The organism is Streptomyces sp. NPDC059816 (assembly GCF_042732055.1).
Lineage (GTDB): Bacteria > Actinomycetota > Actinomycetes > Streptomycetales > Streptomycetaceae > Streptomyces.
The window spans coordinates 62,352-74,407 of sequence record NZ_JBHWIQ010000023.1 but is presented as its reverse complement, the minus strand read 5'-3'; the positions used below and the strand labels follow the sequence as shown (position 1 = coordinate 74,407).

Below are 12,056 nucleotides of genomic sequence, written 5' to 3'. Positions count from 1 at the left end.
CACGGTGGGCGGTGGGAACGGCCCAGGCTCCTCGGCGGACGCCCGACGCGGTGAACCGGTGGTCGGGATCGTACTGGTGTCGCACAGCGCGGCGGTCGCCGAAGCCGTGGCGGCGTTGGCGGTGGGACTCGCGGGCGGCGGTGCGCCCGCCCCGGTGGCTGCGGCGGGCGGCACCGAGGACGGGGGTTTCGGGACCAGCGCGGAGCTGATCTCCGCGGCGGCGGCCCGGGTCGACCGGGGCGTCGGCGTGGCGGTGCTCACCGACCTCGGCAGCGCGGTCCTCACGGTGAAGGCGCTGCTCCTGGAGGGGGACGAACTCCCGGACGGCACCCGACTGGTGGACGCGCCGTTCCTGGAGGGTGCGGTGGGGGCGGTGGTCACCGCGTCCACCGGTGCGGACCTGGACGCGGTCGCGGCGGCGGCCACCGAGGCGTACGCCTACCGCAAGCAGTGAACGGACGCGGGGTCCCCCGTCACCCCCACGGGCCCGGGGCGGTGCGGGCGGCGCCCCGGCGGGCCACGAACGCCCGGGCCTGCCGTTCGCCCTCGATGACGGCGGCCCGGTGGCTCTCGATCGGCTGGACCCTGGTGCCGGTGAAGACGATGTAGGTCACGCCGGACGCGACACCACCGGTGCGGGGGTCGGGCGGAATGCCCAGGGCCTCGGCCGCCGCGTACGACGCCTCACCGATCACCCCGGCCGGGCCGCTGTCGCCGACGACCGCGTAGAGCACCTGCGCGCGGTGCACGACGGCGACGACGCTGCCGCCCTTGACCCCGTGCTCGGCGTAGCGCCAGCGGCTGCTGGGGGCGGGCACCACGACGAACGGCAGTTGCTCGGCGCTGAGGTACCGGCCGTCGGACTGGGTGAACGCCGTCATCGGTGAGAAGTAGGGGTCGGTCCGCTCGTTGCAGTGGGTGCCCCGGCGTCCGTCGCAGTCGATGTCCAGATCGGCCTTCCAGTGGACCACCCCGGTCTTCCCGCACACCGGGACCGTCTCCCGGGCCGCCGAGGCGTCGGTACGGTACGCGCCCCGTGACACCTGGACGCAGCCGCCCACCGCCGCGAGCAGTTCGGCGGCGGTGGGCGGGTCCGCGCGGGGGGCCCGTCCGCTTCCCCCTGCCCCCGGAGCGGGGGGAAGCGCGTCGGCGGACAACGATCCGGGGACCAGCAGGACGGCACCGAGGGCGGCGGTCGGAACCACCGTTCGCATGAGCACGAGGAACAGACCCTCCATAGACGAATCATGACGAACCACCACAGAACCGTTGCCGTTCGTCGAGCGGTGTCCACCGCGACACGGCCGGACGGACCGACCGGCCGAGGCGGGGGCGGCGTGTCGTGACCCGTACGGCCCTCTCCTCCGAGAGAGGAACAACCGTCAACCTCTTGATGTGGACTCACCATCCGTGCCATATAGGTCTGTACCAATGCCACCAACCGGAAGGCACCACGGTGCGTCCCATCCCCCCACTCCGTACCTCCGTCGCCCGCGCCCTCCCGCTGGCCGCCGCGGCGCTCCTCCTCACCGCCGGCTGCGGGCTGACCGGCGAGAAACAGGCGGTCGCCCCGCCCGCCGCGCCCATCGGGGTCACCGCGCAGGCCGGTAGCTCCAGCACCGTCCACCTGATGTGGAACCGACCCGGACCGGGAGCGAAGGTCACCGGGTACGAGATCTACCAGGGCGACAAGAAGGTGAAGGACCTGCCCGGCGAGCAGTACATGGTCGACATCTCCGGACTCAAGCCCTCGTCCTCGTACTCGTTCACCGTCCGCGCCCGGGACGACCGGGGAACCCTCAGCCCCGAGAGCCGTGCCGCCACCGCGACCACCCCCAAGGTCACGAAGGCCGACAAGAAGCCGCCGACCGTGCCCGGCGCGCTCGCCGGCCGCGCCCAGGGCAGCCGCAGCGCCCTGCTCACCTGGAAGAAGTCCACGGACGACCAGGGCGTGGTCTCCTACGACATCTACCAGTCGGGAACGAAGATCCACAGTGCGGGCCCACGGGACACCCGCACCGTCGTGACCGGCCTGCGGCCCGGCACCGCGTACGTCTTCACCGTCAAGGCCCGGGACGCGGCGGACAACTCGTCCCAGGAGTCCCGGACCGTGCGGCTCACCACCGCCGAGGGCGCGGACGACGGGCGGGACACGGCGCCCACCGACTTCCGGGCGGTGTCCGTGGCGAAGGCCGGGGCGTACCACCTCGAACTGTCCTGGGACCCGCCCGAGACCGACGCGGTCGTGATGCAGTACCGCATCCAGCTCAACCGCGAGCAGACCACCTCCCTGATCTGGGGCGGCGAGCCACCGACCGGACGCGCGAAGCACAGCTTCTACGTGGACCGGAAGAAGGGGGTGACGTACCGGGTGCGCATCCAGGCGATGCTGCCGGACGGAACGTACGGGGCGTACTCGCAGGAGCGGACCGTGGTGACGGGCGGCTGACGGGGCCGGCGTTCCGCCGGACGTGGGAGTGCGTCACCTGCCCGGTCCGTGCCCGCATGCGGACCGGAGGTTTTGGCCGTTGGCTCGCCTCAGGCAGCACGGACGACTCCCCACTTCGGCGGCGCACGGGACGTTCCGCCAACCGTGCGGCCGGAGGGCAGACACATGCGCACCACCCTGATAGCCGGCCGTGCCGGACTGACCGTGGCCGCCGCCGTGCTCCCGCTGGGGCTCGCGGCGCCCGCCTTCGCCGGAGGCACCGGAGTGTCCGGGATCAGCGTCGTGGCCAGCGGGTCGACGGTGCGGGTCAGCACCGCGGCCTGCGGCCAGGGCGGCACGGCCTCGCTGATGACGGGCACTCAGGCGGCCTTCGCGCAGGGTCGGCAGGTCACCCTCGGCTCGGGCGCCACCCGGTCCGCGAGTTGGACGGACGTCGGCTCCGGCACGTACACCGTGGCGGTGGTGTGCGCGGACGGCACCACCGCCGGCACCCAGTCGGTGACCGTCAACACGACCCCCACCGTGTCGGCGACCAGCGCGCCGGCGGGGGTCCGGGGCGGACTGGGCGGCAGCTCCACCGACTACCGGACCGTGACCCTGATGGGCGGTGGCGCCCTGGTCACCGTCGGTGCCGTCACCGCCGCGCTGTACCTGCGGCGCCGGGCCCGTCCGCACCGGCGCTGAACGCCGCAGGCGGCTGCCGTCCGCACCGGGCGAACGGCAGCCGCCTGCCGGCGGGCCCCACCCCGGTCACCGGGCGACCGCTTCGGAGAGGTCGTGCCCCCCGGCGCGGGCGGGCGTGCGTACGGAGCCGAACTCGGTGGTCCTGCGCAGGGCGAAGCCGAGCCTGCGGTACAGCAGGATCGCCCCGGTGTTCCCGGCCGACGCGTGCATGAACGACGTCTCGCCGCGCTCCCCGATCCCCGCCGCCACCGCCCGCACGAGTCGCGTGGCGAGGCCCTGGCCCCGGTACGCGGGATCGGTGCACACCGCGCTGATCTCGGCCCAGCCGGGCGGGCGCAGCCGCTCCCCCGCCATCGCGATCAGCGTCCCGCCCCGACGGATGCCGAGGTACGTGCCGAGTTCGACGGTGCGCGGCAGGAAGGGACCCGGCCGGGTGCGGGCGACCAGTTCCAGCATCTCGGGCACGTCGGCGGGACCGAGCCGGACCGTCTCGGGGTCGTGGGCGGGTACCAGCCCGTCGTCCACCAGTTGCACGCCCGTGTGCTGGGAGGTGGCCGTCCACCCCTCGGGCGGCGACACCCGTACACCCGGCAGGTGGACCTCCGTGTCCGGGCCGACCAGGGCCGCGAGGTCCAGCCAGTCCTGTGGGCCGGGGTCGTCGGGGAGCCCCAGCCAGGGGGAGACGTCCAGCGGGTAGCGGACCACTCGGCCGTGCCGCTCGGCGAGGTGCGCGTGCGTTCCGTTGAGCGCGGCGTGCGCCGGGTTGTCGAGGACGTGCGGGACCCCCGTGAGGGCGGTCTCCGGGCTGCGGGCGGGCACGGGCTCTCCGGTCCCGGCCCCGCGGTCACCGGTGGGCGCGTACGCCTGCGCTTGCGCCTGCGACATGGGGGTTCCTCTCGCTGCGGTCGTGCGCGCGGATGACCGCCACCCGCGCCACCGGAGCCAAGGAGGAACGCCCCACCGGTATTCCCGAAGCGGTGGAGCGTTCATGTGTCCGCAATGCGGCGGCGGCCGGTCAGGGCTCCGGCGGGCCGCTCGCCGCCGCCCCCGCCAGCCAGGCGGCGGCGGCCTGGTCGGCGAGGGTCACGGCGACGATCCGGGCGCGCAGTGCGGCCGTCGTCCCGGGCACCGGGTCCAGCAGGAACCGTCCGACGTAACGTCCCCCGGCAGCGGCCCGCAGTTCGATCTCCCCCGCGGGCCAGCCGTACCGGTCCACGTCATGGGGACGGCCGTCGACGGTGACGGTGCCGTCCTGTTCGAGCCGGGGCGGGTGGCCGAGCAGGGAGCCGTACTCGAACCGGCACCCGCGCAGCCCCAGTACGGCGACGAGTTGGCGGCGCGCCGCCTCGGTGACCGCGTCCGGCGAGCGCCGCCCGGTGGTCGCGGTGCCGTGCAGGGCCGTGAGCTGGGCCCCGTCGGTGACCGTGACGGCCTTCAGCCGCCGCGCCCGGGTGGCGATCCACGCCACGCTCAGCCCGATCACGAGGAGCAGCAGGGCGGCGAGGAGGTCACCGGTGTCGACGATGCGCAGCGTCCCGTAGGGGCGGGTCAGGAAGAGGTCGAACCACACGGTGGCGGAGAGGGCAGCCAGGACCGCTGCGAGCCGGTTGCCGAGCGCCGCCACCGCGACGACGGCCACGGCGACGGCGAGGGCCAGCACCGCGCTGGTGGTGCGGGTCCGCAGCGGGGTGAGCGCCGTGACGGTGAGCAGGGGGAGCGTCAGAGCGGCGAGCAGGGCCAGCCGGTCGCGCGCGACGGGTGTCCGGGTACGCATCGCTGCCTCCCTCGTGCGGTCGGGGTCGTGGCGGGGCGCGGGGCCGTCGCCGTCATGGCCCGGCGGAGGGACGGGGGCTCGTCCGCACGGACCCGGACCGGGCGGGGCCGGCACGTCCCGCTACGTCCAGCGTCCGACTCCGCGGGCGGACCGGCGACCGCCCCCGCCGTCCTTGACGGCTCCCTGACGGCACCGGGCCACCGGACGACCGGGCCCGCCGATCGGGGACGGTCAGTGGACGTGGACCCCGCTCAGCTGCGGTTTGCCGCGCGGCACGAGGGCCAGGGAGACCACCGCACCCACCGCGGCCACCACCGCGCCGAGCGTGAAGGCGTCGGCGAAGCCGCCGGGGGTCCCCCGGTCGATGCCGGCGGCGGCGACGGTGGAGACCACCGCGACCCCCACCGAGCCGCCGACCTCGTGGAAGGTGTTGACGACTCCGGAAGCGAGACCCGACTCCTGCGGCTCCACCAGGGCCAGGGCGGTCGCCGTGGCCGTGACGAACACCGCGCCGATCCCCAGCGAGGCGAAGGCGAGCCCGGGCAGCACCACCGTGTAGACCGGCGTCCCGGCGTCGAGGGCCGTCAGGGGCAGGCAGCCCACGGCCGCGACCGCCAGGCCCCCGACCGCGGTCGGCCGCGCGCCGATCCGGCCGACCCACCGGGACCCCAGATGCGCGCCCGCCGCGGTGCCCACGGCGACCGGCAGGAACAACAGGCCCGTGCGGAACGCACCGTGTCCGCGCACGTGTTGGAGGTACACGCTGCCGAGGAAGAAGAACGACAGCAGCAGCGCGGTGGCGACCAGCATGAGGAACGCGCCCGCCAGCACCGGACGCCGGGTGAACATCCGCAGGTCCATCAGCGGGGCCCGGCTGGTGCGTTCGACGAGCCAGAAGAGCCCGTACAGGGCGAGGGAGCCGAACAGGCACAGCAGGGTGACGGCATCGGCCCACCCCTGGTCGCCGGCCCGGACCAGACCGTAGATCAGGGCGCCGGTGCCGGCGGTGACGAGGAGCGCTCCCGGTACGTCCAGGCGGGCGGGACGAGCGGGGCGGGCGGCGACCAGGGCGGGCAGGACCGCGAGGACCGCGATGCCGACGGGCACGTTGAGGTAGAACGCCCAGCGCCAGCCCGGGCCGTCGGTCAGCGCCCCGCCGATGAGCACGCCGGCCGCGGAGCCGGAGCCTCCGACGGCCGCCCACACCCCGAGGGCCCTGGTGCGCTCGGCGCCGTGGAACATCGTGGTGACGAGGGAGAGCGCGGCCGGGGACAGGAGCGCCGCGCCCACCCCCTGGGCCATGCGTCCGCCGAGCAACTGCGGTGCGTTCTGGGCGAGTCCGGTCAGCAGTGAGGCGGTGGTGAAGACGAGTATCCCGACGGTCATCATCCGGCGGGCCCCGAAGGCGTCGGCGAGGCGCCCGCCGAGCAGCATCAGCCCGCCGAAGCAGAGCGTGTAGGCGGTGACCGCCCAGGTCAGGGCGGACCGGGTGAGGTCGAGGTCGACGGCGAGGTCGGGGAGGGCGACGTTCACGACGGTGACGTCGAGGATCAGGACGAACTGGGCGAGACAGATGACCGCGAGCGCCGTCCACCGGCGCGGCTCGGGCTCGTGGTGGGCACTGCCGTGCGGGTCCGGGTGGGCGCCGTGCGGGTGTGCCGGTTCAAGGTCGGGGTCGGGATCGAGATCGGGGCCGGGGTCCGGATCGGGATCGGCGGGCGGCCGGGAACGGGGCATGGCGGTTCCTCCGTGCGCAGGGGTGCGCCTCGACGGGCGCGGGCAGGGTGCGTCGACCGGGGGCGTGACGGGGTCCCGGGACGCCGGGTGATCGGGCCGGTCGGCCCGGGTCGGCGGCTCGACCGAACTAACTGAACTGTACCGTACAGATCAGTTCACATGAACTCAACCGTTCAGTTGCTGATAGGCTGCCCCCATGAGCGGCGACCTCCCCCACCCCGCCCCCAGCGGCCCCCGGGCCGAGCGCAAGCGGCGGGACATCATCGCGGCGGCGCGCACCCTGTTCCTCCGGGACGGCTTCGGCGTCGGCATGGACGCGATCGCCGCTGCCGCCGGGGTCTCCAAGGTGACGGTGTACAACCACTTCCGCAGCAAGGAAGCCCTGTTCACGGCGGTCGTGGCCGGGGCCCTCGACGAACCGCTGACCGCGACGGACGCCACGGCTCCGCTCGCCGGGCTCACCGAAGCGGCGGATCTGCACGGAGCGCTCACCGAGGTGGCCAGGTCCTGGGTGCAGTCGGTCAGGGACAACGAGGACGTGATCGCCCTGCGCGCCCTCGTCGCCGCGGAGCAGCACCGCTTCCCCGAACTCGGCGACGCCTGGCGCCGCCACGGCCCGACCGGCCATCACCCCGAGGTGGCCGAAGCGCTGCGCACCCTGCACGCACGGGGCCGTCTCGCCGTCGGGGACGTGGAGGTGGCCGTCCTCCAGCTCTACGCGCTCTTCGTCTTCCCACACCTCGTCGTCGGCCAGTACGGCACGACGCTGGACGACGAGGCCACGGAGAAGCTGCTCGACGCCGGGGTGGGCATGTTCCTGGCGTACTACGCGACCGGGCCGGCCACCGACGCCTGACTCCCCGACCCGGCGGGCCGGACAACAGCAGAAGCGCCCGGGGGGCGATTCACCCCGGGCGCCCGCTGGTCAGTGACCGCTGAGCGAAGGCGCTCAGCAGGAGAGGTTGCCTCCGGTGGGGACCCCGAGGAGCGCGGCGAAGCGCTGGTAGTTGTTGATCCGGCTCTGGACCTGCGCGGGGTTGCCGCCGTTGCACTCCAGCGCACCGTTGATGCTGCGGATGGTCTGGCCGAACCCGGCGCCGGTCACCATCGCGTGATGGCCCGTCATGGTGCCGGGGCCGGACTGGGTGTTCCAGTACCACAGGGCGGTCTTCCAGGCGACCGCCGGATCGGTCTGCACCAGCGAGGGGTTGCGGAGCAGGTCGATGCCGAGCGCGTCACCCGCGGCCTTGTAGTTGAAGTTCCAGCTGAGCTGGATGGGACCGCGGCCGTAGTAGGCGGCCCGGCCCGCGGGGCAGCCGTAGGGCTGCGTCGCGTCGCAGTAGTGCGGGTAGTTGGCGGTGTTCTGCTCCACCACGTGCACGAGACCGCCGGTCTCGTGGCCGATGTTGGCGAGGAAGGCGGCGGCCTCCTGCTTCTTGACCGTCTCGCCGCCGGTCATCGCGAACTCCGGGTAGGCGCTCAGCGCCTCCTTCAAACCGGCGTACGTGTAGAAGGAGTTGCGGCCCGGGAACATCTGGTGGAACTGCGACTCGGTGACGACGAAGGTGCCGGCGGGGGTCTCGGGACCGGACGGACCGGTCTCGCACGCGTACGGGTCCCAGAACCAGGTGGAGACGGTGGGGTCGTAGCCGGGGTTGGCGTGCTCGGCGATGTACGCCTTGCCGTCGCGGTAGCGGACGACGTCGCCCACCGCGTAGGAGGTGCCGGGGGTCCAGGCCTGGTAGCTCGAACAGGGCGCGGCCACGGCCTGGGTGGCGGGCAGGGCGACCGTGATGCCGGTGGCGATGGCCAGGGAGGCGAGCGCGGCGGTGAGGCGTCGCTGGGACATGCGTCTACTCCTCGTGCGTACGGCCTCGCCGGGGGTCTTCGGGACGGAGCACGTCCCGTGCACGTGCCGGTAGGGGCGGCTGGTGCACGACGGGCGGACCGCGGTGGGGGGCGGGATGCCACTCAATCGCCTTGGTCTGTACCAGTCAAGGGTTTAGACCATTCTGCCCGCGCTAACCGGCCGCGCCGTCCGCCCGGAAACCCTTCCCCGATCTTTCCCCGCGAACAATCAGTGCACGGCAACGGCCCCTTGGCCCCTGCTCGCCCCTTGACCTCCCCAACCATCCACCGTAGACGTCGATATGAGGGTGCATCAGTACGGTACGCAGGGGGCGGCAGTGCAACGGGCGCACAGCACACGCTTGCCCGGGCCCGCTTCGTCGGGGACCCGATCAGGTCAGGACCGGCCGCCACCGGTCCGACCCCGTTCAGAGCGAGAACGACTCGTGGTGCACCCGGGAGCCCGGCACCCCGGCCTCCGCGAGGGCGGACAGCGCGGCCCGGGTCAGCCGGGGCGGGCCGCACACGTAGACGTCCCGCCGGGCCAGGTCGGGAACCAACCGGCGCAGGCTGCGCGCGTCCAACGGCACCCGGTAGCCGTCCGGATCGCTGACCGAGTAGACGACGCGCAGGCCCCGCTCGGCGGCGATCCGGTCGAGCTCCCCGCGCAGCACCAGATCGGTGGCGCTGCGGGCCCAGTAGACGAGGACCGCGTCCCCAGGCAGCGTCTCGAACAGCGCCCTCAGCGGGGTGATCCCGACGCCGCCCGCGAGCAGCAGCGACTTGCCGGCCTTCGCCCGGGACGCGGTGAGGCCCCCGTAGGGGCCCGCCGCCCAGACCCGGGTGCCCGGCGCGATCCGGGCGAGGGCACGACTGTGCTCCCCGACGCCCTTGACGGTGATCCGCAGCGAACGGCCGTCCGGTGGCGCCGACAGCGAGTAGGGGGTGGCGGTCCGCCACAGCCCGGGCGCCAGGAAGCGCCAGCGCATGAACTGCCCCGGTCTGGCCCGCAGTTGGTCCAGCCGTCGCCCGGTCAGGTACACCGAGACCACGTCCGGGGCCTCCGGCCGCACCTCCGAGACGAGCAACCGGTGTCTCCGTGCGCTCCGGACGGGTCCCAGGACGCGGAACCACACCACCAGGGCGGCCACCGTCCCGTACCAGGCGTACCAGGCGATCCGGGCGGCCCGGTCCCCGACGAAGTGGGCACCGGACGACAGTTGGTGCCAGAAGCCGAGGTACACCGCGAGGTAGGTGAGGAGGTGGAGGACGTGCCACGTCTCGTAGCTCACCCGGCGCCGGGCCGCACGGGCGGACAGCGCGGCGACGAACAGGAACAGCAGGAAGGCGCTCGCGGCCTTCAGCATGTTCGGGTAGCCGAGGACGGCAGCGGTCTCGTCCACGAGGTTCCGCTCCTCGGTGACGGACTTGCCGCTCAGGACCAGCAGGACGTGGGCCGTCATCAGCGACACGGTGATCCGGCCGCCCCGTGCGTGCCAGCGGGCGAGCCGGTCGGTGCCGAGCGTCCGGTCGAGCCACGGCACCCGGGCCATCAACAGCAGCAGTACGGCGGCGGCGTAGCCGGCGAGCAGCCCGGTGACACGCCCCGCGTCGGTGAGCCGGCCTCCCGCGCCCCCCGCGGGCGCGGCGCCGAACCACCACAGGCAGAGCACGGCCAGGGCTCCGGCCCCGACCAGTGCCCGAGCGATCACCACGGCCGGCCGGACGGCGGGTCCGGTGGCCGCCGTCCGACCGGGGTGCGGCGGGGGCGGGTGGACGGTGCGCAGGGGTTCGGGCACGTGGGTCTCCTCCGGTCGGTAGTCCGTTGCGAGGAGGGGTACGTGGGCGGGTCCGGCACGGTTCACGCGGTGGGGGCGTCCGGCGGGAAAGGCCGGATCGCGGCGCCGGGAACCCTCACCGCAGCCCTTCGGCCAGTGGCCCCAGGGACAGCACGGGCAGGTGGTTGAGCAGGGCCGACAGCAGCGCCACGCCGGTGGCCAGTGCGACGAAGGTGACGCCCGTCGTGCGGAGGGTACCGGCCGTGGTGGCCGTGGAACGCCCCCGTGCCAACCGGCCCGCGAGGGCGAGCAGGAACACCATGGGGAGGTAGCGGCCGAGGAGCATCACCGCGCTCATCAGCAGGTGGTGGAAGTCGGTGGCCCCGTTGAAGCCCGCCATCGCGCTGCCGTTGCTCACCACGCTGGAGGTGTAGGCGTAGATCAGCTCGGTCAGTCCGTGCGGCCCCGGTTCGCCCATGGAGGAGCGGCCGTGGCCGAGGGCGAGGGCGAGCGCGGCGGACAGCAGGATCGTGGCGGGGGCGACGAGCGTGTACAGGGCGACGTACCGGATCTCGTGGTGACCGAGCCGTTTGCCCAGGTACTCGGGGGTGCGGCCGACCATGAGGCCGCCGATGAACACGGCGACCAGCACGGCCACCAGCAGCCCGTACAGTCCGCTGCCGGTACCGCCGGGGGCGATCTCACCGAGCATCATCGCGCTCAGCAGCACCCCGCCGCCGAACGCGGTGAAACTGTCGTACGAGGCGCCCGACGCGCCGTCCGCGCTGGCGGTGGCCGCGAGGCCGAACAGGGTGGAGCCGGCGACGCCGATCCGGGTCTCGGTGCCCTCGTACGAACCGCCGACCGCCTGCGGCACCGTTCCGCCCGCGGCGCCCTGTGCGGCGGAGCCGGCGACGGCCAGCAGCGTGAACAGGGCGCCGGCGACGGCCAGGAGGGTCCACCCCTGGCGGGTGGAACCGACGAGCCGCCCGTAGGTGCGCAGCAGCGCGGTCGGAATCAGCAGCATCAGGACCACGGACAGCGCGTGGGACCACGCCGAGGGGTTCTCGAAGGGGTGGGCGCTGCTCGCGTTGAAGAAGCCCCCGCCGTCGCCCGACATCAGTTTGATGGACTCCCAGGACCCCACCGGGCCGCCGGGCAGGCTCTGCGGGCCGCCCGTGACGGTGGTCACCGACTGCGGGGCGTCGAGGTTCTGCGGGACGCCGAGCGCGATGAACACGAGTCCGGTGACGACGGCGAGCGGCAGCAGCACCCGGAACAGGGTGCGGGTCAGGTCGACCCAGAAGTTGCCCAGGTGATCGGTGTCCCGCCGCACCAGGCCACGGATCAGCGCCAGGGCGACGCAGATGCCGACGGCGGCGGAGGCGAACGCCTGGGTGCCGAGGCCCGCCATCACGGCCAGGTGCCCGGTGGTGTCCTCGGCGACGTAGTTCTGCCAGCTGGTGTTGGTGGTGAAGCTGACGGCCGTGTGCAGGGCGAGCCGCCACGGCATGCCGGGGTGTCCGGTGGACCAGGGCAGTCGGCCCTGGAGCGTGAAGAGGGCGAACAGGGCGAGGACGCCCACCGCGGAGAACGCGAGCAGCGCGGTCAGATAGTGCCGCCAGTCCTGCTCGCGGTGCGGGTCCACACCGCAGAACCGGTACAGGACCCGTTCCGCGCGGGTGTGTCGGTCGCCGTCGAGGACCCGGGCGAGGTGGTCGCCGAGGGGCACGTGCAGCCCCACCACCACCGCCACCACGAGGGTGGTCTGGAGCCAACCGTGCAC

The 12,056-nt window shown here is 73.8% G+C and carries 11 protein-coding genes; 4 read left to right on the top strand and 7 right to left on the bottom strand.

The genetic code is table 11. The features are described from left to right. Window positions 1–4: 4 nt before the first annotated feature. Window positions 5–454 carry a PTS-dependent dihydroxyacetone kinase phosphotransferase subunit DhaM gene (locus tag ACFV88_RS26865; protein ID WP_385494523.1) on the top strand — a complete coding sequence of 150 codons (450 nt, stop codon included), beginning with the start codon at window positions 5–7 and terminating at the stop codon, window positions 452–454. Between the two features lie 19 nt (window positions 455–473). On the opposite strand, the gene ACFV88_RS26860 is transcribed toward ACFV88_RS26865, so the two are convergent. Then, window positions 474–1,238 (bottom strand): glycoside hydrolase family 75 protein, encoded by a 765-nt coding sequence (locus tag ACFV88_RS26860; RefSeq protein ID WP_385494464.1) that lies wholly within the window; start codon window positions 1,236–1,238, stop codon window positions 474–476. Window positions 1,239–1,456: 218 nt separating this feature from the next. On the opposite strand from ACFV88_RS26860, the gene ACFV88_RS26855 reads away from it, so the two are divergent. Both ACFV88_RS26855 and ACFV88_RS26850 read left to right on the top strand, forming a co-directional pair. Next, window positions 1,457–2,449, top strand: a complete 993-nt coding sequence (locus ACFV88_RS26855) for a fibronectin type III domain-containing protein (protein ID WP_385494463.1) — start codon at window positions 1,457–1,459, stop codon at window positions 2,447–2,449. Between the two features lie 165 nt (window positions 2,450–2,614). After that, the gene (locus ACFV88_RS26850; RefSeq protein WP_385494462.1) at window positions 2,615–3,133 is read left to right on the top strand and encodes a hypothetical protein; all 519 of its coding nucleotides are present in this window, start codon (window positions 2,615–2,617) and stop codon (window positions 3,131–3,133) included. Between the two features lie 66 nt (window positions 3,134–3,199). On the opposite strand, the gene ACFV88_RS26845 is transcribed toward ACFV88_RS26850, so the two are convergent. The 3 genes from ACFV88_RS26845 to ACFV88_RS26835 form a co-directional block, all read right to left on the bottom strand. Then, window positions 3,200–4,018: a GNAT family N-acetyltransferase gene (locus ACFV88_RS26845; RefSeq protein ID WP_385494461.1), complete on the bottom strand. Its 819-nt coding sequence runs from the start codon at window positions 4,016–4,018 to the stop codon at window positions 3,200–3,202. A gap of 130 nt (window positions 4,019–4,148) precedes the next feature. Continuing rightward, window positions 4,149–4,907 carry a DUF4118 domain-containing protein gene (locus ACFV88_RS26840; protein ID WP_385494460.1) on the bottom strand — a complete coding sequence of 253 codons (759 nt, stop codon included), beginning with the start codon at window positions 4,905–4,907 and terminating at the stop codon, window positions 4,149–4,151. A 231-nt stretch (window positions 4,908–5,138) separates the two neighbouring features. Further along, window positions 5,139–6,644, bottom strand: a complete 1,506-nt coding sequence (locus ACFV88_RS26835; protein WP_385494459.1) for an MFS transporter — start codon at window positions 6,642–6,644, stop codon at window positions 5,139–5,141. A 196-nt stretch (window positions 6,645–6,840) separates the two neighbouring features. Here ACFV88_RS26835 and ACFV88_RS26830 point away from each other — a divergent pair, with 196 nt between their 5' ends. Beyond that, window positions 6,841–7,500 carry a TetR/AcrR family transcriptional regulator gene (locus tag ACFV88_RS26830; protein ID WP_385494458.1) on the top strand — a complete coding sequence of 220 codons (660 nt, stop codon included), beginning with the start codon at window positions 6,841–6,843 and terminating at the stop codon, window positions 7,498–7,500. 93 nt (window positions 7,501–7,593) lie between these two features. Here the strand turns inward: ACFV88_RS26830 and ACFV88_RS26825 are convergent, their stop codons facing one another. The 3 genes from ACFV88_RS26825 to kdpA all read right to left on the bottom strand — a co-directional run bounded on the left by ACFV88_RS26825 (window position 7,594) and on the right by kdpA (window position 12,056). Then, entirely contained in the window at window positions 7,594–8,493 is a 900-nt protein-coding gene (locus tag ACFV88_RS26825) for a glycoside hydrolase family 19 protein (RefSeq protein WP_385494457.1), read from the bottom strand. 427 nt (window positions 8,494–8,920) lie between these two features. Beyond that, window positions 8,921–10,291, bottom strand: a complete 1,371-nt coding sequence (locus tag ACFV88_RS26820) for a ferric reductase-like transmembrane domain-containing protein (protein ID WP_385494456.1) — start codon at window positions 10,289–10,291, stop codon at window positions 8,921–8,923. Between the two features lie 115 nt (window positions 10,292–10,406). Beyond that, window positions 10,407–12,056, bottom strand: a complete 1,650-nt coding sequence (gene kdpA / locus ACFV88_RS26815; RefSeq protein WP_385494455.1) for a potassium-transporting ATPase subunit KdpA — start codon at window positions 12,054–12,056, stop codon at window positions 10,407–10,409.